The sequence below is a fragment of the Candidatus Abyssobacteria bacterium SURF_5 genome (assembly GCA_003598085.1).
Classification (GTDB): Bacteria; Abyssobacteria; SURF-5; order SURF-5; family SURF-5; genus SURF-5.
This window is the reverse complement of sequence record QZKU01000140.1, coordinates 1-22,196: the sequence shown is the minus strand read 5'-3', so window position 1 is coordinate 22,196 and position 22,196 is coordinate 1. Positions and strand designations below refer to the sequence as shown.

General features: G+C 53.6%; 19 protein-coding genes. 7 read left to right on the top strand and 12 right to left on the bottom strand.

Features of this window, described 5'->3' with window-relative positions; translation table 11 throughout:
* Positions 1–16: 16 nt before the first annotated feature.
* Positions 17–1,330, top strand: coding sequence for a GMC family oxidoreductase (locus C4520_20890; GenBank protein ID RJP14888.1), 1,314 nt, complete (start codon positions 17–19; stop codon positions 1,328–1,330).
* 133 nt (positions 1,331–1,463) lie between these two features.
* Here C4520_20890 and C4520_20885 read toward each other — a convergent pair whose 3' ends face one another.
* Both C4520_20885 and C4520_20880 read right to left on the bottom strand, forming a co-directional pair.
* Positions 1,464–1,772, bottom strand: coding sequence for a hypothetical protein (locus tag C4520_20885; GenBank protein ID RJP14887.1), 309 nt, complete (start codon positions 1,770–1,772; stop codon positions 1,464–1,466).
* Between the two features lie 191 nt (positions 1,773–1,963).
* The gene (locus C4520_20880) at positions 1,964–3,082 is read right to left on the bottom strand and encodes an NADH:flavin oxidoreductase (GenBank protein ID RJP14896.1); all 1,119 of its coding nucleotides are present in this window, start codon (positions 3,080–3,082) and stop codon (positions 1,964–1,966) included.
* A 199-nt stretch (positions 3,083–3,281) separates the two neighbouring features.
* On the opposite strand from C4520_20880, the gene C4520_20875 reads away from it, so the two are divergent.
* Positions 3,282–5,198 (top strand): aconitate hydratase, encoded by a 1,917-nt coding sequence (locus tag C4520_20875; protein RJP14886.1) that lies wholly within the window; start codon positions 3,282–3,284, stop codon positions 5,196–5,198.
* A gap of 65 nt (positions 5,199–5,263) precedes the next feature.
* Here the strand turns inward: C4520_20875 and C4520_20870 are convergent, their stop codons facing one another.
* The 3 genes from C4520_20870 to C4520_20860 form a co-directional block, all read right to left on the bottom strand.
* Positions 5,264–5,764 (bottom strand): rubrerythrin family protein, encoded by a 501-nt coding sequence (locus C4520_20870; protein RJP14885.1) that lies wholly within the window; start codon positions 5,762–5,764, stop codon positions 5,264–5,266.
* Positions 5,765–5,861: 97 nt separating this feature from the next.
* On the bottom strand, positions 5,862–6,086 hold the full coding sequence (locus tag C4520_20865; protein RJP14884.1) for a hypothetical protein: 225 nt from the start codon (positions 6,084–6,086) through the stop codon (positions 5,862–5,864).
* Positions 6,087–6,223: 137 nt separating this feature from the next.
* Complete coding sequence (locus C4520_20860) at positions 6,224–7,324, bottom strand: DUF362 domain-containing protein (protein ID RJP14883.1); 1,101 nt, start codon at positions 7,322–7,324, stop codon at positions 6,224–6,226.
* A 166-nt stretch (positions 7,325–7,490) separates the two neighbouring features.
* On the opposite strand from C4520_20860, the gene speB reads away from it, so the two are divergent.
* Both speB and C4520_20850 read left to right on the top strand, forming a co-directional pair.
* On the top strand, positions 7,491–8,480 hold the full coding sequence (gene speB, locus C4520_20855) for an agmatinase (GenBank protein RJP14882.1): 990 nt from the start codon (positions 7,491–7,493) through the stop codon (positions 8,478–8,480).
* 107 nt (positions 8,481–8,587) lie between these two features.
* Positions 8,588–9,094 carry an FHA domain-containing protein gene (locus C4520_20850; protein RJP14881.1) on the top strand — a complete coding sequence of 169 codons (507 nt, stop codon included), beginning with the start codon at positions 8,588–8,590 and terminating at the stop codon, positions 9,092–9,094.
* Between the two features lie 44 nt (positions 9,095–9,138).
* On the opposite strand, the gene C4520_20845 is transcribed toward C4520_20850, so the two are convergent.
* The 4 genes from C4520_20845 to mqnE are packed head-to-tail and all read right to left on the bottom strand — an operon-like array spanning position 9,139 to position 13,453.
* Positions 9,139–10,434: a glycoside hydrolase family 1 protein gene (locus C4520_20845; GenBank protein ID RJP14880.1), complete on the bottom strand. Its 1,296-nt coding sequence runs from the start codon at positions 10,432–10,434 to the stop codon at positions 9,139–9,141.
* A gap of 1 nt (position 10,435) precedes the next feature.
* Positions 10,436–11,521, bottom strand: coding sequence for a dehypoxanthine futalosine cyclase (gene mqnC / locus C4520_20840; GenBank protein RJP14879.1), 1,086 nt, complete (start codon positions 11,519–11,521; stop codon positions 10,436–10,438).
* The gene (locus C4520_20835; protein RJP14878.1) at positions 11,502–12,314 is read right to left on the bottom strand and encodes a hypothetical protein; all 813 of its coding nucleotides are present in this window, start codon (positions 12,312–12,314) and stop codon (positions 11,502–11,504) included. The genes mqnC and C4520_20835 overlap by 20 nt, the downstream gene beginning before the upstream one ends.
* The gene (gene mqnE / locus C4520_20830) at positions 12,311–13,453 is read right to left on the bottom strand and encodes an aminofutalosine synthase MqnE (protein RJP14877.1); all 1,143 of its coding nucleotides are present in this window, start codon (positions 13,451–13,453) and stop codon (positions 12,311–12,313) included. The genes C4520_20835 and mqnE overlap by 4 nt, the downstream gene beginning before the upstream one ends.
* Positions 13,454–13,820: 367 nt before the next feature.
* Between mqnE and C4520_20825 the strand changes: the two genes are divergently transcribed.
* Entirely contained in the window at positions 13,821–15,275 is a 1,455-nt protein-coding gene (locus tag C4520_20825) for a Do family serine endopeptidase (GenBank protein RJP14876.1), read from the top strand.
* Positions 15,276–15,308: 33 nt separating this feature from the next.
* Here the strand turns inward: C4520_20825 and C4520_20820 are convergent, their stop codons facing one another.
* The 3 genes from C4520_20820 to C4520_20810 form a co-directional block, all read right to left on the bottom strand.
* Positions 15,309–16,313, bottom strand: coding sequence for a DUF1573 domain-containing protein (locus C4520_20820; protein RJP14875.1), 1,005 nt, complete (start codon positions 16,311–16,313; stop codon positions 15,309–15,311).
* 3 nt (positions 16,314–16,316) lie between these two features.
* Positions 16,317–16,781, bottom strand: a complete 465-nt coding sequence (locus C4520_20815) for a hypothetical protein (GenBank protein RJP14874.1) — start codon at positions 16,779–16,781, stop codon at positions 16,317–16,319.
* Positions 16,782–17,030: 249 nt separating this feature from the next.
* Positions 17,031–18,092 carry a hypothetical protein gene (locus tag C4520_20810; protein ID RJP14873.1) on the bottom strand — a complete coding sequence of 354 codons (1,062 nt, stop codon included), beginning with the start codon at positions 18,090–18,092 and terminating at the stop codon, positions 17,031–17,033.
* 287 nt (positions 18,093–18,379) lie between these two features.
* Between C4520_20810 and C4520_20805 the strand changes: the two genes are divergently transcribed.
* Positions 18,380–19,843 carry a hypothetical protein gene (locus C4520_20805; GenBank protein RJP14872.1) on the top strand — a complete coding sequence of 488 codons (1,464 nt, stop codon included), beginning with the start codon at positions 18,380–18,382 and terminating at the stop codon, positions 19,841–19,843.
* Between the two features lie 554 nt (positions 19,844–20,397).
* On the top strand, positions 20,398–22,155 hold the full coding sequence (locus tag C4520_20800) for a hypothetical protein (GenBank protein RJP14871.1): 1,758 nt from the start codon (positions 20,398–20,400) through the stop codon (positions 22,153–22,155).
* Positions 22,156–22,196: the final 41 nt, after the last annotated feature.

The following is a 22,196-nucleotide window of genomic DNA, read 5'->3' as shown; positions in this document are numbered from 1 at the left end:
CCCAGGAGGCAGCATAATGGATGAGAGAAGGATTGAGACGCAGATCGCCGTTATAGGCTCAGGAGCGGCCGGTGGAACAATCGCACGCGAATTGACGCGCCGCGGCATGAACGTGGTTGTTGTCGAGAAGGGGCCGGATTGGAATTGGCCGATCGGACATTACATTGCCTACCGCACCCTCTACAACATCCACCGCTCGAAAGAAAATGTCATCATCAGGCGAGGCGTTTGCACCGGAGGCTCCACCGTCATCTACTCCGGCAACGCCTTCAACCCCCCGGCTGGTTTCATGGAAATGCTGGGCATCGATTTTAGCGATGATCTGGCTGTCATGCGGAAGGAACTGGGGGTGGCCCCCTTGCCGGACTCTTTTTATAAGGGTTGGTCCGCCTCCTTGAGATTGGTCGAGTCGGCACAGCAGCATGGAATTACGCTGAAGCTGCAGGAGAAATTGATCGATTCCGACAAATGCGTTCCCGGCTGCGATTCATGCCTGCTCGGCTGCAAACGCGGCGCAAAATGGACCTCGCGTCCGTTTCTCGAAGAGGCAAAGGCCGGCGGCGCTCTCCTCTTGACCCGGACCGAGGTCGAACGGATCGAGATCGAGAACGGCAAGGCGCGCGGACTCTGGGCTCGTGATCGCGAAGGCGACCTCTTCATCGCGGCCGAGAAAATAATCCTGTGCGCCGGCGGCATCGGCACTCCGATTATCCTGCTGAAGTCGGGCATCAAGAATGCCGGCACCCATTTCTTCACCGACCCGATGAGCATCCTTTTTGGAGTCACCCGCGGAAAGGGGATGCGCTCGGAGATGACCTATACGTTCGCGTCCGAAGATTATCTTGGCGAATTTCTCATGGGAACCACCAGCGCCCAAAACTCGATGACTGCTCAAGTTCTGCGCCATCCGGTCAAGGCGCTCGCAAAGCTGCCTTCGTTCCCGCACGGAATCGGCATGTTCGTCAAATTGTGCGATAGCGCAGGCGGCCGAATCGATGAGACCGGCGCCATATCCAAACCGCTCGATGCCGATGATCGCGGGCGAATGGAGAAGGGAATTCGGCTGGCTAAAAAGATCATGACAAGCGCGGGCGCGGACCCGGACAGCATCCTCGTTGCGCGGTATATAGGCGGACATCCCGGCGGCACCGCCGGCATCGGCAGGGTAGTCAATTCAAGCTTGCAAACAGATATCGGCGGGCTCTATGTCTGCGATGCGTCAGTCATCCCGCGCTCAATGGGCGTTCCGCTTGTCCTCATTCTCGTCAGCCTCGCGCGCTGGTTCTCACGATCGCTTGTCTCCTCAGAGACCGCGGCATCGGCATCATAACAACACCTTAATCTTCGCCCATTGGCAAGTTGGCGCGCTTCCAACCCGCCACCCCTCCCTGTAACACTTTGACGTTCGCATAGCCCACCTCGATGTATTTCGCCGCCACACGGGCGGACGTCGCCTCGGCCGGTCACGCACAGTAGAAGATGATCTCCTTGTCAACCGGAATATACATGAGGTTTCTCTCAAACTGGTAGAGCGTCATCGAATCCGGAAGCCGGAGGCGTCCGCAGGTCTCTTCGTCGTCGTACGCACAAACAAGCAAGGCATCACCCGATCTGACATGTTGATAAGCCACCTCCGGGGGTATGCGCTCGGGCTCCACAAGCTCCCATTCTTCGAAACCGGTCGTCGTGCCCGTTCCTCCGGTCGCGCAGGCTGATATGAACATCAGCGCAATCGCCGCTGTGCAGACAAGTAATTTCTTGGAACGTCCCATAATCTCTTCTCCAGCTTTTAGCACCGCTTGTAACTTAACATGGCGAAGAAAGGACTGCTAGGAAGCAGAGGCAGGAGATATTGATAAAGCCGCCAAGGAACATGAGCGTGGTCGAGGGAAACTGGCTTGGGAAGAGGACTATCGTACTGCGCGAAACAGAGTTTTTGGCCTTGCCTGAGAATTTGGGGTCCTCACTCGATCGCGCGCAGCTTCTCCTTCCACTCCTTCCGTTTCGCCGGCGGCCAATGCGCGCACAAAGGAGGTTTTTGTTGCATGAGCATGTGCATACAGGTGTCGCAGGCATCACATCGAATAATCTCGCTTTCGCGACCATCCCGCACTTTCTTCGGCCACTCCGGATCGGTCCACAAAACCCGCGCCAGACCGATCAGATCGGCCTGCCCCTGCGCAATCGTATCCTCGGCAAGTTTGCCGGTGGTAATAAGACCCGCAGCTATCACCGGCACGTTTACCTCTTTTTTGATCGCGGCCGCAAGAGATATCATGTAGCCGTCTTTTTTTGATCTCTCGGCGATCTCGGGTAAGAAAAATGATTCATATGTGCCTCCCATGACCGAAATGTAGGCAATACCGGCCTGTTCTAATGCACGGGCAAACGGACCCGATTCCTCCAGTTTCAGGCCATCGGGTAGCCACTCATCGGCAAGGAATCGATAGCCGACCGAAAAATCCTTGATCGCTTCCTTCACCGCCTTAAGCACCTCCAGAGGGAAGCGCCTGCGGTTTTCCGGAGAACTTCCGTACTCGTCGGTGCGTTTATTGGTGTGCGGCGAAACGAACTGAGCGAGCAGGTAACCCGTTCCCCCGTGCAGCTCGACCATATCAAATCCCGCCTTCTTCACCCGAACCGCAGCCTGAACAAATTTCTCTCGAATCGAGGCCATTTCGTCCTTGCTGAGGGCGCGCGGCATCCGCCCAAAAGTCTCCACCGCCGACGGCGCGACCGGTTCGGCAGTTGCACCGGCAAACCTGCCGGCATGATTGAGCTGCAAACATGCAAGCGCCCCCTTACCCTTAATCGCCTGCGCCAGCCGTGTAAGCCCCGGAATAAACTCGTCATCGTCTGCCCGAATTGTGCGAAACGAGCCGCTGCCGGTCGGATGATCGACGGTGGCATTTTCCACAACGACCAGCGCGACTCCGCCCTCGGCCATCATCTCGTAATGCTCGATAAGAACATCATTAATGAGGCCATCCTTGGCATACCCAAGATACATAGGCGCCATGGTTATTCGATTCTTCAGTTCGAGTTTCCCCATTGTCAGAGGCGAGAAAAGGTGCGGATACATGACTATTTCCTCCAGGTTGCGGCTGCCGAATGAATGGAGAGATTTCATCATATGGATTTGCGGCGGCGAAGTCAATGCCTGCCCGTCTGAAAAACGAAACGACCTTTCTCCAATCCTCCGAATGAGCAGGAATTCATTCGGTGTGTTAAAATTATCCGGAAAGACGAAAAAATCGTTGATCATGAAAGGATGCCCATCAATGGCTGACAATTTGGCTCATAAGCTCCTCAAGGAGCACCTCATTGAAGGCTCTCTCTCTGACGGAAAGGAAATTGCGATCCGGGTTGACCAGACACTGACACAAGACGCGACAGGGACAATGGTTTATCTTGAATTCGAGTCGCTCGGCATCTCTCGCGTGAAAACGGAATTATCCGTCAGTTATGTAGACCACAACATCATCCAGACCGACCATAAGAACGCCGACGACCATATGTTTTTAGCGTCGGTAGCTTCTAAATACGGCGTGCTCTTGTCGCCGCCGGGCAACGGAATCTCGCATCATGTGCACCGCGAGAGGTTCGGTGTGCCCGGGAAATCACTCCTCGGTTCTGATAGCCACACAACTACCGGCGGATGCCTCGGCATGCTCGCCGTCGGCGCAGGCGGCGTCGAGGTGGCCATGGCGATGGCGGGAAAACCCTACTATTTGAGGACTCCGAAAATCTGGGGAATTCGCCTGAAAGGAAAGCTGCAACCCTGGGTTTCCGGAAAGGATGTGATTCTCGAGTTGCTGCGCCGGTACACCTCCAAAGGCGGCACCGGAAAGATTATGGAATTCTTCGGGCGCGGCGTCAAAAACCTGGACATGTCCGCCCGAGGCACTATCGCGAATATGGGAGTGGATATAGGCGCTACTGCAGCCATATTCCCTTCCGATGAAGTTACCCGAAAATACCTCGCCCTCAACGGGCGCGAGCACGATTGGAAGGAACTACGCGCCGATGAAGGCGCCCACTACGACGAAGTAACCGATTTGGATCTGTCGAAGATCGAGCCGCTGGTCGCATGCCCGCATAATCCCGACAACGTGAGGACTGCGGCTGAGCTGGACGGGACTGAAATTTCGCAGGTGATCGTCGGAAGCTCTACAAATGGCTCCTATCGCGATCTGATGGTGGCGGCAAAAATCGTGGAGGGAAAACGCATTCATCCCGGTGTCAGCTTCGAGATCAATCCCGGCAGCCGCCAGAGTCTGGAAAATCTTGAACGAATGGGCGGCGTGCTCATTTTGTTCCACGCCGGAGCGCGCGTGCACCAGTCCGGATGTCTTGGCTGCATCGGGATGGGGCAGGCGCCAGCCAGCAATACGCGCTCCCTGCGGACTTTTCCGCGAAACTTCAGAGGTCGCAGCGGAACCAAAGAGGATTACGTCTACCTCTGCTCCCCCGAAGTGGCTGCCGCTTCCGCTATTCAAGGGTCCATCGCAGATCCGCGCAAATTCGGCGAATATCCGAAAGTGCGCTTCCCGAAAGTGTTCACCTGGAATCCTGAATGGTTCGTCCAGCCCGCAGAAAATCCAGAAACTGTAGAGATTGTTCGGGGGCCCAACATCGCTCCTTTTCCAATTCTCGAGGGCTTGACGGACGATTTGGAGGGAGAAGTTCTCCTGAAAGTGGAAGACAATATCAGCACAGATATCATTATGCCCGCCACAAACCGCGTGTTGCCGTTCCGCAGTAACATCCCCGCGATCAGCAAATTCGTGTTCGACATCGTCGACGAGAATTTTGCGAAAAAGGCGGAGGAAAAAGGCGGCGGCATCATAATCGGCGGCGAGAATTACGGGCAAGGCTCGTCCCGCGAACATGCGGCGCTCGCGCCGCGCTACCTCGGGATTTGCGCCAAGATCGTGAAGAGTTTCGCTCGAATCCATAAGGCGAATCTCGTGAATTTTGGGATCGTTCCGCTCGAATTCATGAATAAGGCGGATTATGATAAAATCAAACAGGGAGACCGTCTGCGGGTTTCAGGAGTGCGAGAAGCCGTCAAGCGCGGCGATACAGTAATAAACGTCCTGCTGAATGGCGAGCAGATCGCAACCAAACTGGATATTTCCGACCGGCAACGCGAAATTTTGGCTGCCGGCGGTATTTTGAACCAGGCGAGGCGGTAAACACGGCGGCGGCAGGCGATTTTTGCTAAGCACCTGCCGCCGTACCGCGTCTTTTCAACCTTGTCCTACTTCACCTCAAAAAACATCTTCTTGGGAGAGTTGCAAACCGGGCACCGGTCCGGAGGTTCTCCGTTTACCGTATTTCCACACACGCTGCAAACAAATATTGACGAAGCCGCCAAATCCTTCCCCGCTTGTAATGTCTCGAGCGCCTTCTTGTATAAGCGATGATGGATTTCCTCAACGGCCAACGCATTGCTGAACGACATTGCAGCGGCCGACTCCTTCTCTTTTCGTGCGTCCTCGAGAAACTTTGGATACATCTCCTTGAATTCGAATCCCTCCCCTTCGATCGCCGCCTTGAGATTGGAGGCGGTATCCTCTATTCCCTTCATCACGCGAAGGTGCGCCAACGCGTGGACCGTCTCGGCTTCGGCTGCCGCTCGAAACAGCCTGGCAATCTGCGAATAGCCCTCTTCCTCAGCGCGCTTGGCAAATGCTATGTATTTCCGGTTCGCCTGGCTCTCTCCAGAAAAGGCTTCCTTCAGGTTCTTCTCGGTAAGCATGTGATAAACTCCTTTCCTCCCGCTATTGTCATTACTCCCCGTGCCGCGATAAATACATAATTATTAACAGGTTGTTTTCAATTAGGCAAGCACACGCTTACGCCTCTCTCTGGGGCCACGGCAGGTCGTCGCGCTGCTCAACGAAGTAACAGAATCGGTCCCACTCGACTTCGCGGCCGGAAAGCGGGCAACGAAGCCTGATTTTGCGATCGGAAACGTCCATAACCTCCCAGTCGCCGCCTCGCGGACCATTATCAATACGTATTTTCTGCCCCGGCAGCAAGGGAAACGGACGGAACACTATTACCATCTCCGGACTCATTGCATCGTCTCCTGCAGAAAGGATAATAGGGGGTATCCCTCCCCCAAATATTACACAAATGGATCACTGCATCAAGTTGAAAATTGCTCTAATCCCGCAGCAAAGGGGGACGGGACCAGAGCAAGCTTGAAAGCAAGTCACAGAATCGTGCTTCGCAGATCGATCCTGGCAGATTCGGTATTGCCCAACCCATTATCGGCTGCCGAAATGAGCTGGCGAGGATATCGGCCAATTTTCTCGAGTTTCGGCAGTCCCATCTGCTCGCGGCGCTCATCTATGATCCCGGTTCCGATCGTATCGAGCGCAACCGGATCGCGCGAGATCAGCAATCCGCAGTAGCGCCAGGCAAAGGCGGCATTATATCCCGGACCGCCGTTACAGCTCGCACGGGTTGCATCGCAGACGATCAGCCTGGTCTTGGAACGAATCTCGTCCACCGAGTTGAGGTCGGCAATGTACGGGTCGCATAAATTATTGTGATGATTGCCAGGATTCTGGATAGAGCCGTAGTGATTTTTCATCGATATGGTGACGCCGGCGCCGCTATGATCCTTGAGGATCGGGACATTGATAAGAGCGGTGATCTGCCGGGTCAATATCTTGCTGAGGCGGCCGTTGAAACTCTTGTGGCTGACAGCCTTCTCCTCATATCCCACCGCATCGGTCCCATATACCCGAATGCCTTTATTCCCCGTGTTGACGGTATAGCCGGCCCGAGTTAACTCGCGGCTGGTGCGATCCCAAACGATGATATTTTCGGCAGGAACACCGGCTGCCTGCAACTGCAGCGCTATCGCCATGACGACTTGCGGGTGTGTGGATAGCTCAGGGCCGGCAATGCAGTTCACCTTGATGCCGACAATGTCGCTGGGTTTGAACAGGTCCCGCCAGTTTTTTACCGGGTCCTGGTTGTCAAAGAGCGCGGCAACCCCCACACTCAGCGCCTGCGCAACCTGGTCGTCCCGGAGGCCGGAGCCGTTCTTGAAGAGCTTTTCATTTCGAACGACAACCACAGCGCTTTTGTCGACGACGAGAGGTTTCTCCAATTGAGTGCTGGCCCCGAGGGCTTGCGAAATCTTGTCCCCGCCTGTCGCGGCACCAATCAGTCCCGCTCCCGCTCCTGCCGCTAATAAAAGAAAGTTTCGCCGGTCGAGTTTTCGCACCGGCTGTGAGTTGGAACAACTATTTATTCTGGCAGCCATATCTCCTCCGCTTCCGAGAATCCCCGAACGCATCATCCGTCAGATTATATAGTGATCGCATTATAAGCGAAAAGTCAACACTACAAGATTTCAATTTCTCATGGCATCTAGCTGTAATTTTCCTTACGTTTTGCTTGAACAGGTTGCAGAGACCACCAGAAAAAAATATACTACAGCAGCGTCATGAGATCCTTTTCTGCACATGTGCTTCGAAAAAAGGAAATGCCAGGTTCGGAGGATGGAGATGCAAGCGGAACAACGAATCGGATTCGGTTATGAGGGAGTTCCCAGCTTCTGCCGAACGCCTCTGTGCTGTAACCTTGAGGAACTGGAAACGGATGTTGCAATCGCAGGCATTTGCATTGACACAGGCACCACCTACCGTTCCGGTACCCGATTCGGCCCAAAGGCGATTCGGGAAGCCTCAATGATCTATTCTATGGGATATCTGCCGCAGTTGGGCTTTTTTGACGTCGAACAGCAAACGTACCTGCTCTCCGGCGTTCGCATGGTCGACTGTGGAGACATTCCCACCATCCCCACGTTGTTAACCGAGACAATGGACATCATCACACAGTCCATACGCGAAGTCAGAGCCCGCGGCGCCATGCCTGTGATTTTGGGCGGCGATCACTCGATCAGTTTTCCGATAGTGCGCGCTTTCGATGACCTTGAACTGCACCTTGTTCAGTTCGATACCCATTTGGATTTGATGGACGATGTCTTTGGGATCAGACATAGCCATGCGAATCCGATGAAACGAATCTCCGAACTCAAGAACGTCACCGGTCTCACCCATATCGGAATCCGCGGCCTGCAGAATCCGCCCGATTGGTCCGAAAGAACACTCCACCCGAAATCCTCAGTCTATACAGCGGCTCAGGTCCATGCAAATGGTGTCGAAGCCATCGCAGCACAGATTCCCTCGTGCGACAATCTCTATATAAGCATTGATATCGATTCCCTCGATCCATCGGTGGCGCCCGGAACCGGAACGCCCGAATTCGGCGGGCTCAGCTATTTGCAGCTCCGCCAATTCCTCATGGCCTGCGCGAAAAAAGGGAGGCTTGCCGGCTTCGATCTGGTCGAGGTCAACCCGCTGTATGATCCTACCGGCAGAACCGCGCAAGTGGCCGCTCGTTTGATCCTCGATCTGCTCGGGGCAGCGTGGCCGGAGCGGCCGCCTCTATGACTTTGCATGATATTTCGAGAGCGCGCGCAGTGTTTTTATTTCAATTTGACAATATTGAGCACACTTTGTAATATATGTGCAGATGGACCTGCGAATAGGAGATAGGAATGAAGCTCGTTCTTATCAAAGGCAGCGGAGAGATCAGGGAATTCAGGCTTCACGACGGGATCAACACCATCGGTCGCGGAGTGACCAATCGTATACGGCTGCTTGATCCGGGCGTCTCCAGGAGACACTGCAGAATCCGCAAACTGGGGCTGTCGCTCTTCCTTTCGGATCTGGGAACAAAGAATGGCACGCACGTCAACGGACAATCCGTGAAAGAGCAGGAACTGAAACTCTTCGATGAAATCAAAATCGGAAAAACAATCTTGAAACTTGTGGAACAGGATTATCCGTCCGAAATGGCGCTGCAAACAAGCGAGCCAGGCTTCCTGAGAAACCTGTTGAATTTCTTCTTGCGGAGAAAATACCAGCCCGCCGAGCAGGCCGGGAATGACTTTGCCCGATTCGCGCGGAAGAGCCGCAAAAAAATCTGGCGCCCCAGATTAGACACCGATCCGCCGGAAGCGCACGTCGATACTGCCTTCTCGCACACCGATCCGGATTCCTGATCGTCTTACGCCGGCGCCGATCTGCTTTCCGCCAGAAAAACTTCTCACGCAAACCAGCCGGTATCGACTTTGTTCTGAGACGCTATCTTTTTAAATATTGCAGCGCTGGGACGCGGCGTTCGCTTCTGCGTGGCATAGTCGATGTGGATGAGGCCGAAGCGAGGGGTCAGTCCCTCTTCCCACTCGAAATTGTCGATCAGCGACCAATGAAAATATCCCCTGACATCGACTCCTTTCGAAATCGCCCGGTGAACCTGTACCAGATGGTCCCTCAGATAAGCTTGTCGCAATGAGTCATCCGCCGCCGCAATCCCGTTCTCCGTGATATGGATGGGCCTCCGGTATTTTTTGAGCCGGACCAGCACCCGGTATAGTCCTTCAGGATATATCTCCCATCCAAGATCGTTTGTCGGAGCGCCTGGGCGCGTAAGCGTTTTCAGGAACAGGGACTGCGGCTGAAACAGACTGAATTTCATCATCTCGCGCGAATAGTAGTTGAGGCCGATAAAATCCTGGGTCGCCGAAAGAAGCTGAACCTTTTGCCCCATCCCGATCGGCCAGGCCAGGCGCCCCGTCTCGACTGCATCAAGAAACCACTGATTGAAAATAAAATCCGCCATCCTCGCGGCTGCGCGATCCATCAGTTTCCCCGGCCGAAGCGGGTCGATGATCCGGATATGCTTGGCGATGCCGACATTACAGCGGCGGCCGCGCGATGTCTCGTGTATGATGTGATATGCTACCCCATGAGCGCGAAGCATATTGGTCAGAACCAGGGCGGCGTGCCGAAAGCTCTTCGAACCGGGCGGCCAGATTCCGTCGATGTACCCCATAAGCGCGTAGACGGCAGGCTCGTTGATCGTGATCCAGTAATCCACCAGTTCGCCGTATTCGCCGGCAACTACCTTCGCGAAACGGGTGAAATACTCCACCGATCTGGGATTCTCCCAGCCGCCCATCCGCGCAAACCAGATCGGATTCGTGAAGTGGTGCAGGGTCAGCATGGGCTCGATCCCGCGCTCGCGAAGCGCCTCGAGGACCTGACGATAGTGTTGTAATGCGGGCGCGGCAAATACGCCTTCCTCCGGTTCAATGCGGCTCCACTCCAGAGACAGGCGGTGCGCATTGTGTCCCAACTCCTTTACAAGATCAAAGTCGGAACGAAATCGATTGTATTGATCGCATGCCACTTCGGAGGTGGTCCCGTCCGCTATTGTGCCGCGGCGGCGTTCCCATTCCCACCAGTCGCTGTTGCTGGTGTTCCCTTCCACCTGGTGCGCGGCGGTAGCCGCGCCCCAGAGGAAACCCGCCGGAAATTCCAACACCGAAGCTAAGGCCATTTCAGTTCCCTTTTTCGGAAACGCCGTCAATAAAATTGTAATAACAGTCGCGCTGCCGAGGCTGGAAACCGGCGTCGGCTATTAGCCCCTTCATTTCGGACAAACTCATTCGGTAACTGACGCCCGCCGCTCGGACGACGTTCTCCTCAATCATTGTGCTGCCCAAATCGTTTGCGCCGAACCGCAATGCAAGCTGCGCAATCTTCGATCCCTGCGTCACCCATGAAGCCTGTATGTTCAGGATGTTATCGAGAAAAATTCGCGAGATCGCCAGCGTCTTCAGGTATTCGACTCCGAAGACCGGCATCCCCCCAAGACGAGTATTGAACGGCTGGAAGGTCCAGGGAATAAAGGCGGTGAAGCCTTTGGTCTCATCCTGGAGTTGCCGGATCTTTGACAGATGCTCAACCCGCTCGGCGTAATTCTCAGAATGCGCGAACATCATTGTCGCCGTCGTCCGCATCCCCATCTCATGTGCAATTTTCATTACCCGCAGCCATTCGTCGGCACTGCACTTGTGAGGACTCATCTCCGAACGCACCCGCTCAGAAAGAATTTCGGCGCCTCCTCCGGGAATGGTGTCGAGCCCGGCTGCTCGAAGACGCGAGATGATCTCGGCTATCGACATCGAGTTCAATCGGGCGAAATGAATGATCTCGGGAGGCGAAAAACCGTGAATATGGATGGTGAATTCGCGCTTGATGAAGCGGAGCATGTCGCAGTAGAATTGCAGCCGCAGATCCGGATGAAGACCGCCTTGCAGGAGTATCTGCGTCCCCCCCAGGCCGATGGTTTCCTTTATCTTCTGAAAGAGTTGTCTCCGAGAGAGTACATACGCATCGGATGCGCCGGCCGATCGGTAAAACGCGCAGAAGCTGCAACGCGAAATGCAGATATTGGTGTAATTGATATTCCGATCGACCACGTAAGATATGATTGGCTCCGGATGCAAGCGCTTCCGTATCTCATCGGCAACGCCCCCTAGCGATAATACGTCGCATCTCTCAAAAAGCGCAAGCGCCGCCTCCTCGCTCAGTCGCTGCCCTTGCAGAACGGAACGCAACACATCAGTCGGTTGTAACGGCAATATCAATCCCTCCCGGACACAAACCGTCTTCGGCGGCTAACTGCTGAAAAAGCGACAGGCCCCGGATCTGTCGGTCACCCAACTGATATTGAATCGTGTGTGCAAGATAATTAAAACAGACGTCTTGGTCCAGCCCTAATTCGTTACTGGCCTCCACAGCCAATTGCGCGACATGCATCAAGCCGTCATTACGCGCGCGGATCAAGCGGTCGACAAGACTCTTGGAAGGGATTCCTTCGCGAGCCACCCAGATTGCATATACAAACGGCAGCCCGGTCTGCTGTTTCCATTCCGCTCCCAGATCCAACACGTGGACATCGTGCGCCGCCTTGAATTTCATTGCCGGGTCCCCGATCAGGAGGATAGCATCTTCTTTCAGTTCATCCAAATTCGAATCCGGAGAGATTTCCGAAAGCTTCGGCAGCTTTCCAAATCTTCTTTTCAGGAGCACCCGAACGAGAGCCGCCGATGTCCTCGAACTTTTATCGAGCCCGAGCAACTTGATGTTCTCCAGCTTGACTTTTGAATAAACGCGGACGCTTTCTACAATTCCATCCGATGCAATGCAGATATCGGGAAGAAGACGGTAGTTTTTCCCCCGCAGGTATTCTATCGACGGAAGAAGAGCGACATCGAGACGGCGCTCCCTCAAAAGTTCGGTCAAACGGCTCGGCACCTCCATCGTCACTTCGAGGGGAGGGGGCCCGACAACATCAAGAAAGCGGATCAGCGGCTTTGCATTCAGATAAGGAACCGAACCAACTCGCAGTTTGGGGTGTTCAGAAGAGCTCATTCAAGCGCTCCCATCGGCTCGCGCTCGACGTATCGATAGAGCGTATCCCTCTCCACCGGGACCCTGCCTGCTTCGAGTATCAGCCGCCTCAATTCCTGCACGGTCAGCGCTTGCGGCGTCTCCGCGCCGGCTGAATGCGTGATCCGCTCCTCGACCACCGTACCGTCTATGTCGTCAACGCCGAACCACAACGAAACCTGCGCAAGTTTGATCCCCAGCATGATCCAGAATGCTTTGATGTGGTCGAAGTTGTCCAGCATCAATCTCCCGATTGCGAGCGACTTGAGGTCGGTCATTCCGGTTGTTCCGGGCTGCTCGCTTAATTGAGTATTGGCCGGGTGAAACGCGAGCGGAATAAAGCTCATGAAGCCGCCGGTCTCATCCTGCAGCTCGCGCAGTTTCAGCATATGATCGATTCGTTCTTCATCCGTCTCTACATGGCCATAAAGCATTGTCGCGTTGCTGCGAATCCCAAGCCGATGAGCCTCGCGCATCACTTCGAGCCAGCGTTCGCCCGACAGTTTCTCCGGACACACGAGCGAACGGACTCGCGGAGAAAAAATCTCGGCGCCGCCGCCGGGAAGCGAGCCAAGGCCGGCTTTTTTGAGTTCCACGAGTGTCTCCCGAACACTGAGTTTTGCCACTTCGGCTATATGCGCCACCTCGACAGCGGTAAATGCCTGTAGATGTACGTCCGGAAAGGCGTTATGCAGTTTCCCTATCATCTGGAGGTACCGCGAAAAAAGCCAATCCGGATGTGCTCCACCAACAATGTGAAGTTCGGTAGCGCCAACCAGTTTAACTCGCTTGGCACGCTCTAATACTTCTTCCACGGTCATCTCGTAGGCGCCTTCATCGTGTGAGCTGCCCCGGCTGAAGGCGCAGAACCGGCATTTGTTCTTGCAGACATTGGAGTAGTTGATGTGAACGTTGACCACATAATAAGCGGCATCTCCATTTTTCCGCTCGCGCACGACGTTGGCCAAATGGCCGATGGCGATGATGTCGCTGCTCCGATACAGACGCAGCCCATCCTCGCGCGAGAGCCGTTGCCCGCTTTGTACTTTGCGGTAGAGGTCGGCGAATTCGCTTTTCTGAAGGATGTCCGTAACTATTGCGCTCGGCTCTGAATCTTTCATTCTGCTGTTTCCGCTCGTTTATTTCCTCTTGGAAATGGGTAAAAATATCAAACATTTATTGTATCGATCGGACAAAAACAAGTCAAGGATGATTCTCTAAACGGCGTCCAGTGAGCGAGCATGTCGAGCCGATATAGCAAATTCCTCTTCCCGGTGTTATAGGTTCTTAAAGGCCTTTTCTCGGTGACAGCGAATTTGAACAGAAACTCGACGGCCACTCATTAAACGGGAAACCGAAATTCTGACTTGGTTCAGGAGGCGCTGGTTTCCGGTCTCTCCGTTTTGAATTTGCAGGAGACAGAGAATCCCGCTTTCGGGAAACCGCTTAAAACCCCCGTGGTTCAATACCATTTCAGGAGGAAATGATATGAATACATCTTTCATAGCCGGAGAAAAAGTTCAGAGAAAGTGGGGGAACATCCTTCCGCTTGCTCTCGCAGCAGTCCTCGTCCTTTCGCAGCCTGTCCTCGGGCAGCCGAAAACCTATGGACCACCCCCATTTGATGAGTTGGTGGATTCAGTCAAAGAATCCGTCGTTAACTTGTCAACAACGCGGGTAATTCAAACTTCTCGCCTGTTTGACTCTGAGAACCGCCTTCGCGAATTTTTCGGGGATGAAATGTTCGAGAAGTTTTTCGGGCAGATGCCGAGCGAATTGAGGACTCACGCGTTGGGCTCCGGTTTTCTGATCGACCGCGAAGGTCGTATTCTGACCAACAACCATGTGATCGAGAATGCGACCGAAATAAAAGTGACTATGCAGAATCAGAAGGTTTACGATGGCGTCGTGGTGGGACGTGACCCAAAAACGGAATTGGCGCTGATTAAAATCGTGGATGATGTCGAACTTCCTCGACCCGCTCAACTGGGTGACTCCGACGAAATCGACGTAGGCGACTGGGTAATGGCGGTCGGAAATCCCTTCGGGCTCGGAAATACCGTAACGCAAGGGATCATCAGCGCCAAAGGGCGCGTCATTGGCGGCGGGAACCTGTCAGCAAGCTACAGTGATTTCCTGCAGACCGATGCCGCCATCAACCCCGGTAACAGCGGCGGCCCGTTGTACAACATGAGCGGACAAGTGGTCGGCATCAATACTGCCATCGTTGCCCAAGGCCAGGGGATTGGCTTTGCGATCCCCATAAACATGGCTAAAGACCTCCTCCCCCAGTTGAAGCAAGGGAGAGTAATCCGCGGATGGCTGGGCGTCGCCATCCAGGACGTGACTCCGGAAATGGCTGAGTTCTTTGGACTCGAAGAGCCGAGGGGCGTTATCATCGGCCAGATCATTCCGGGAGGACCCGCGGAAAAGGCGGGTTTGCAACAGGGGGATATCGTGCTATCTCTTAATGGCCAAGAGATTGTCGATGCCCAGGACCTGTCGCGACGTGTGGCTGAGTTGAGGCCCGGCCAAGAGGTTGAGTTCCAGATATTCCGGGACGGCAAGTCTCTGCCCATGACGGTTGCTCTCGGCGAGATGCCCGATGAAACCATGGAACCTGAGCCTCAATCCCCGCTCATGGAGGAGCAAACAAGGTTCGGCTTCTCAGTGCAGGACATCACCGGCGAAATTGCAGAGATGCTGGGGATCAGTCCTGAAGAAAAAGGGGTGGCGATCATAGAGGTCGAACCGGGAAGCCCTGCCGCGGAAGCGGGCCTCACCGCGGGCGATGTGATCAAGCAGGTCAACCGCCGCCCGGTTCAGAACGTCCGGGAATTCCAGGCGGCCGTTCGCCAGCGCGAGACCAAGGGCCTGCTCTTGCTGCTGAAGCGGGGAGAGTATTCCCGTTTCGTAATAGTCCAGCCGCTGAAAAACGAATAAAGCCGCACGAGCAGTTTACCGCTTCGAGCGCTGCTATCTGGAGCCGCCAATAACAGGAATGTCTATGAGAGGCTGCTCCGCCAAATCCGTATGCACTTTCAATAGTCCGAGGATGTTTGCCTGAGATCGGTTCCTCAGGCGCACATCCAGTCTGTATCTCTTACCTTCTTCGAGCATAAGAAGCTCATACTCCAAAGAACCGCCGGCATCCTCTATCCCCGTTATATGGAAGGTTTTTTCAGATGTGAATTCAATTGTTTGGCTTGGTTCGCCGGCATGGTCTGTAGAAAAAAAATGAAGCCGATCGGGATGAACTGTGATATCACCCAGTTTCTGCCCAATCAGTTGCAACTGGGCGGACGCAGACGGATTCTCCGCGGCAACGGTAATCATTTCTTCAAATGAGCCCGCTCGCAGTTCCGGCAGCAGAACATAGTGCATCTCCAACTCCTGCCGGGGTCCCGCCCGTGAGACGATGAAGGCTTCAATTCCTCGCACTGACGTTTCTACGGTTAATTCGGAAGGTTTCTTTTCAGCCGCCAGTTTCCCAACCAGCCGAATCTTTCCCGAATACGACGCTCCTTTCGGAAGCTGTCCCACGAACACAAATGGTTGGATAAATGCAAGCAGCGGCTCAACGGTCACGGAAAGAGTAAACGAAAGCTCGCGCCGGTCCGGATCATGAACCGCAAGTGATATGTTCCTGACCACTTTTCCGCGCAGGCTGGCGGTATCAAGAGTCGCCTCAAGCTTCGCGTGCTCGCCTGGCGGTAGTAGCCGGGCAGAGCAATTGCACTTGGTATCGGCCCGGTCCGAGCGTGCACTCTCTATGCGAACAGGTTCATCAGTTCCATTGAAAATGATGAAAGAAGCGCTGACGATTTCGCCTTCCTCAACCTGCCCGAAATCGTGCAGCGCCTTTTCGACCGTCAGACGCCTTCGGCCGGCATCAAACTGCGCCACCACCTCTTCGTCCAAAATAAAAATCAAGAGGGCCGCAGCAACGATTGCCAAGGCAATCAGCGTGAAACGTCGCATCTGTCAGCGATACTCGAGCTTGCTGGGCTCGGTTACCAGCAAACCGGCTTCCGGATTGGCGCACGGGCGCAGCACATTCTCATCGATTCCGCCACTGCCGAACACCTCGCCGCTAATCAGATAGAAGGCATTCCACAATCCAAACCCTTCCATGGTCGAGAGATCCATCACTACACTGAACGTCTGAGCGGAGCCATAGTCGCCGCCCGTTACGCCGCTGGCTAAATTGAAACATATATAGACGTACTCGCCGTACACGATTGCGGTGCCGCTCAACGTTATGGCTTTCTCGCCGCAGCCGTACTCATACCCATGCAATTCGTACAAGCCGCCCTCCAGCGGCGTGACATTCAGATAATAGTCTTGGCAATAAAGGTTTGAATCGAGACAGAACCCCGCCCAGCCCAGTGCCGGATAAATGAAGACCAACAGTACCGACGCCACAACGGTAAAAATTTGCCTGTGCATACGCGCCTCCTTTTCCTCCCCGCGCCATTCGCCATTGCCACAGCACTATTCATATATCATTGTAAAGCAATTATGTCAAGAGGAATTTTAAGTTTGATCAGAATAGTTTACGTATTGTGATGCAGTCTGCCCGAAATGCTCCTGCCCGGTATTGGCACTCCGCTTGCGAAGAAGAACAATTATGAGGACTGAAGAGAGCGAAATCTCTTACTGTATTCGCGGGAATGTATCTGGAAAAAGGCCGTGCCCCTAGTTTACCGACGTTGAGCTGACAACTTGCACCGGCCTCTCGACGATGATGCCCTCGATCTTGGACCGGAGGATCGCGTTCCCTTGTCCGGTGTAATGGCAGATGTCGATGAATTCCTTCGAGGGCAATGGCGGCAGATAGATAGCCGGAATGTTCGCCGCTTTGAGTTTGTCACGGAATTCTTCTTGCGCGGCGATGACGAGATCGATGTCCTTCGCAAAAGCATCCGCATCTTCAGGCGAGGCAAGGTCGGCGATCGGGAAGATGAGAAACGTGATGTTTGGATGTTTCTTGTGCAGCTTCACGAAAAAAGCAAGATCGACGCCCTGCTTCTGTAATCGAAGCGAAAGCCATTTTAGCTGCCCTGCCGCCTCTTCCCGGTCCAGCGCTGGAAAGCTTTCGGGGGGCAAAGCCAGATCGACTATTTCCTGGTCCTTCGAGGTGACACTCATATATCTTTCCGGTATTGGATCGACTATCCGCCGCCAAAGCCAGGAAATCAGATCCTTGCGCGCGGGAATTGATACGTGGGCCGTTGAATACCGAGTCATGCTCGTGTTTATCACGCAGAGCCCGTAGAGGATAGTATCGCTCGGCTGGCAGTATTGCTCGATTATCTTCGTTGTCTCACAGGGAAGGATGGCATCCTTCGCAAAATTCTGCGCATGCTCGAATTCGCCCAGCCTGCGAACGAAAGACGGCCCGACCAGAATCACCGAGGGATCGGTGCGCTCACGTTGAATCTTATAGCGGGGCAACACTTCAAATCGAGCGAATACGGCCGCAGGAATCAGCAGAAAACTGAGGAATATGTACCACAGAAGTATTTTCTTCATTCCGTATCGACATCTCGCAACGTCTCGCCACGAGAGAATTCGACCGCTTTCATCCGGCAAAGGCTGCAGCGCAAACAGGATCAAGCCCTTTTCCCGCAATAATCTTAGCAATTCTACCAAAGTCCCGTCAAATGCGGCGGTTTCGACTTTTCCCATGGAGCCAGGCCCCGCAAGGCTCCCGCAACCTTGAAGAACCTCTATTAGCTCAAAAAGCCTCAGCCTCATATCTTTCGCTGAGGATCCGACGCAACACATCTCCTGGTAAGTTCGAAAACCGGGCAACATACGAATCCGTCGTAGCGCAGGCCATCTTGCCTGCAAGCAAACCTGGCGCGAGCGCCGCCCGTCTTGTGTGCTGCCTAAGTGAATGGCACTCGCCTTCCAGCTTCAATAAACCCGAAGCCGGCGGTAAACAGAATTAGCGGGCTTCCCTGAGAGAGACTTGACTTCTGCGTTTTACTGCTATAAAATTTTGATCATCATAGGAATAGTCCCCTGAAAGGAGGCTTCAAATGTGCAATTTAATGAGGTCGATTGCACTTTCATTTTTCCTGCTTCTCTTTTCTTCTAACGTAGTGGCTGACTGGGATGTCACGCTTGGCGGAATCGACAGCGAACATGGTGCCAGTGTAATGGAAACGAGCGACGGCGGCTTTATTGTCGCAGGAATGACTACCTCGCTCGGCGCCGGCGAGGCGGATATGTGGTTGGTCAAAACCGATATGTACGGGACTGCAGAATGGGACAAAACTTTCGGCGGCCCCAACTTCGACTGGGGATATGACGTGCGGCAGACTTCCGACGGCGGCTACATAATTTGCGGAGAGCGACAAGCCGACCGGGGTGATATGGATGTATATGTGGTAAAGACTGATTCAAATGGAAATACGGAGTGGGAGAGCATCTTCGGGTTAGCAGGCGGAGACGCTTGTTACAGCATCGAGGAAGTACAAGAGAACGGCTATATCCTTACCGGTTACACATCTTCCTACGGGGCCGGCCGGCGGGATGTCTGGCTGATCAGAATAGACGAAAATGGGAATATGCTGTGGAATAACACTTTTGGCGGACCCGATAGCGATCACGGAAACAGTGTCAAGCAAACCAGCGATGGCGGTTTTATCATCGGAGGAAGGACCACCTCCTTCGCAGCAAACTCGGATGCCTGGCTGATAAAGACGAACCTCAACGGATACGTGGAATGGTCGAAAATATATGGAGGAGACCTTTCTGAGACTTGTTACGACGTCCAGGAATCTCCCGATGGCGGCTTCGTCTTCGTCGCCGAAACCTTCTCCTATGGCGAAGGGGCCGGAGACATATTGTTGGCAAAAACCGACAGATACGGAAACGTTCTGTGGGACAAAACCTTTGGAGATGAAAGCTACAACACTCCCCGCAGCCTCCGGCGAACAGCAGATGGCGGCTTCATTATCGCTGGATATACAGTGTCCTCTGAAACAAGAGATAACAACGTCTTGCTGCTGAAAACAGACGCAGAGGGAAACCTGAAATGGAGTAGAACCTTCGGTGGACCGGATGAGGATAGGGGGCAGTGCATCCGCCAGACCACCGATGGAGGTTTTATCATCAGCGGAGACACGCTGTCCTTCGGGATGGGCGCATGGGACGCATGGTTAATTAAAACCGACGCGCAACTGACGCAATTGAATCTGTTACTTCCTGCCGACGGCGCAACGTTAAGTTCCGCCCCAACCTTTGAATACCTGGCCAACGGGGGAGAGGATAACAGGTTTGCCGTCGATATCGCATTATCTCCCGAAGGCCCGTTCCGCTCCACGTGGGAAGACCTGAGACGACCGATTCACGAACTTTCATGGACCATGCCCAATCCGGTTTGGAGCCTCATATCGCCCGGCCAACAGGTCTACTGGCGAGTCCGCGCCGCCGATCTGGACTCCGCCCCGCTGACACCGATCTATAGCGAAGAGGTGTGGTCGTTATATAAGGAATAATCACTGTTGCCCAAGTATCTCCAAGAGCGGAACAGGAGGCTATCCCGCCCCTCAAGGGGGCTGGGGGAGATTGCATAAGAAACAGGGAAAAGAATTCCTCAACAGGAGGTAACAGAGGAAACAGAGCACAGAAGCGGGAATATCTTTTCCCTCCGTTATCCCTGTTAGTCCCGCGCGGCGCGGGACTTGAGACCTTTCTCTGAATCTAACAGCGAAGAAACTTCATTTTCTGAGAGGCCCAAGCTTGAAAAATCGTGCGTTCTTAATCTCTGAAAGGCCCTTCTCCAATTATCCTGGACAAGGGTGAGGAATAATCACTCCTTAGAAAATGGTTTTTTGGTTTTGGAACCAAGCTTGGTCGAGAAGTAAGACCATTGAGCACTCAGAAACATTTATCGGCCGAAACCTGTCCTCTAGCTTGTCGAAGGAGCGCGAATTTATTTTTACGTCAGCGAAGAAGCCACCATGGCCCCCTGACGGTTGTATACAGCGATGAGGTGTGGTCGTTCTATAAGCAATGAGTTTCTTTTAGAACTAATGAGACGGAGGATGCTATGCATTGGGCGCGGCGGGTACTTCTTGTTGTTGCAGTTCCTCTTCTCCTTTCCTCTCCTGCGATTGCCACAACTTACTATGTGCCGGATGATTACGGCACTATCCAGGCGGCGCTGGATGCGGCGACCGGCGGTGATACCGTCATCGTGCGCGATGGTACGTATACGGGAACCGGAAACAAGAACCTCGATTTCAAGGGGAAGGCGCTGACACTGAAGTCTGAGAACGGGCCAGATAACTGCATCATTGACTGCAAGGGTGACGGCAGGGGTTTCTATTTTCATTCAGGTGAAGTATCTACCTCAATAATTGATGGATTTACAATCACAAATGGGAATGTATGCGAGCCGTCGCCGACTGAACGCGGGATTGGAGGTGCGATTTTTTGTAATGATTCTTCACCCATCATTAGAAACTGTGTCCTCACCGCAAACCTAGCAGATGATGGAGGAGGAATTTGTTTTGACTCCATTCATCACAACTTTTCGCCAACGGTCAGCAATTGTGTAATTAGCGGTAATTCAGCCAGTGATATTTGGGATTACCATAGAGGTGGGGGAATCGCTAATTTCTCAAGCAAGGCGATTACTGTTAATGACTGCGTCATCAACGACAACGTTGCGCTCCTGGGTGGCGGAATATACGGAAAGGTGATCGTCTCCCATAGCACCATCAGTGGAAACTGGGTTGCTGGATCGGGCGGGGGAATCTACTCCATTTATGGTTCGACATTGTCTCCAGTAGAAATTATCGATTGCATTATAAGTCAGAATCAGGCTACTGGGGAAGCGGGTGGCGGAATTTTCGCAATGGGAACAACGTTCATTGACAGATGTTTCATACTCGGGAATTCGGCAGTCAATTCTGGCGGGGGAATTCATTGCGTGCTTTCTTCGGAAATATCCATTAGGAACTGCAACATTAGTGGCAATTCCGCTACGGATGGAGGCGGAATTTGTTGCTCAGACTCCCCTTGTCCTGTGACAAACTGCACTATCAGTGATAATTCCGCCAACTATGGGGGCGGGATTTGTTCCATTGGATTCGCTGGCTCTCTTACCAATTGCATCCTGTGGGGAAATTTAGCAGCTTACGGTCCTCAGGTGGCACTGAAAGGTGATTCTTGGCCGTATCCGCTGATTGTTAGCTACAGCGACGTTGAGGGAGGAGAATCCGAAATCCACTTGGACCCCAGTAGCGTTCTCTGGTGGGAAGAGGGAAATATAAATGCTGACCCTATATTCATCGGTGAAAGTGATTATCATCTTGCTTCGGCCTCCCCATGCGTTGACGCCGGAACAGACGCCGGAATATATGAAGATATCGACGGTGACATTCGCCCGCAAGGCGCAGGTTTTGATATAGGTGCCGACGAATTTGTCCAGATTGTCTATCTCTCACAAATAAACCTCGAATCTCCCATCAATGGAAGCACATTGTCTGGTCCTCCAACATTCACGTGGACGGTTGACGCAGGGCAAGACAACGCCTATGCAGTTGATTTTTCATTGCCGCCTTTCTTTCCCTTTTGGTCCACGTATGAAAACATGCATGAGATCATTCTTACGACGAGTTGGACAGCACCCTCCTGGATGTGGGAAAGAATTCCGTCTGGACGGCAAGTGTATTGGCGCGTGCGGGGCGTCGATCGTGATTATGACCCACTGACCATTGTTACCAGTGATGAGGTCTGGTCGTTTTGTCAGCGGTCACTTAAAACCCGCCACCTAGGATCGAATCAAACCCCGCCATTTTGAGAGCGAAATGGTGTATACCTTTTTTGTGTATTCGCAAAGGA

Bases quoted from the DNA above. Each gene is read 5' to 3' on its own strand.
- C4520_20890 (RJP14888.1), top strand. From the start codon at position 17: ATGGATGAGAGAAGGATTGAGACGCAGATCGCCGTTATAGGCTCAGGA.
- C4520_20885 (RJP14887.1), bottom strand. From the start codon at position 1,772: ATGGGACGTTCCAAGAAATTACTTGTCTGCACAGCGGCGATTGCGCTG.
- C4520_20880 (RJP14896.1), bottom strand. From the start codon at position 3,082: ATGTATCCGCACCTTTTCTCGCCTCTGACAATGGGGAAACTCGAACTG.
- C4520_20875 (RJP14886.1), top strand. From the start codon at position 3,282: ATGGCTGACAATTTGGCTCATAAGCTCCTCAAGGAGCACCTCATTGAA.
- C4520_20870 (RJP14885.1), bottom strand. From the start codon at position 5,764: ATGCTTACCGAGAAGAACCTGAAGGAAGCCTTTTCTGGAGAGAGCCAG.
- C4520_20865 (RJP14884.1), bottom strand. From the start codon at position 6,086: ATGAGTCCGGAGATGGTAATAGTGTTCCGTCCGTTTCCCTTGCTGCCG.
- C4520_20860 (RJP14883.1), bottom strand. From the start codon at position 7,324: ATGATGCGTTCGGGGATTCTCGGAAGCGGAGGAGATATGGCTGCCAGA.
- speB (RJP14882.1), top strand. From the start codon at position 7,491: ATGTGCTTCGAAAAAAGGAAATGCCAGGTTCGGAGGATGGAGATGCAA.
- C4520_20850 (RJP14881.1), top strand. From the start codon at position 8,588: ATGAAGCTCGTTCTTATCAAAGGCAGCGGAGAGATCAGGGAATTCAGG.
- C4520_20845 (RJP14880.1), bottom strand. From the start codon at position 10,434: ATGGCCTTAGCTTCGGTGTTGGAATTTCCGGCGGGTTTCCTCTGGGGC.
- C4520_20835 (RJP14878.1), bottom strand. From the start codon at position 12,314: ATGAGCTCTTCTGAACACCCCAAACTGCGAGTTGGTTCGGTTCCTTAT.
- mqnE (RJP14877.1), bottom strand. From the start codon at position 13,453: ATGAAAGATTCAGAGCCGAGCGCAATAGTTACGGACATCCTTCAGAAA.
- C4520_20825 (RJP14876.1), top strand. From the start codon at position 13,821: ATGAATACATCTTTCATAGCCGGAGAAAAAGTTCAGAGAAAGTGGGGG.
- C4520_20820 (RJP14875.1), bottom strand. From the start codon at position 16,313: ATGCGACGTTTCACGCTGATTGCCTTGGCAATCGTTGCTGCGGCCCTC.
- C4520_20815 (RJP14874.1), bottom strand. From the start codon at position 16,781: ATGCACAGGCAAATTTTTACCGTTGTGGCGTCGGTACTGTTGGTCTTC.
- C4520_20810 (RJP14873.1), bottom strand. From the start codon at position 18,092: ATGAGGCTGAGGCTTTTTGAGCTAATAGAGGTTCTTCAAGGTTGCGGG.
- C4520_20805 (RJP14872.1), top strand. From the start codon at position 18,380: ATGTGCAATTTAATGAGGTCGATTGCACTTTCATTTTTCCTGCTTCTC.
- C4520_20800 (RJP14871.1), top strand. From the start codon at position 20,398: ATGCATTGGGCGCGGCGGGTACTTCTTGTTGTTGCAGTTCCTCTTCTC.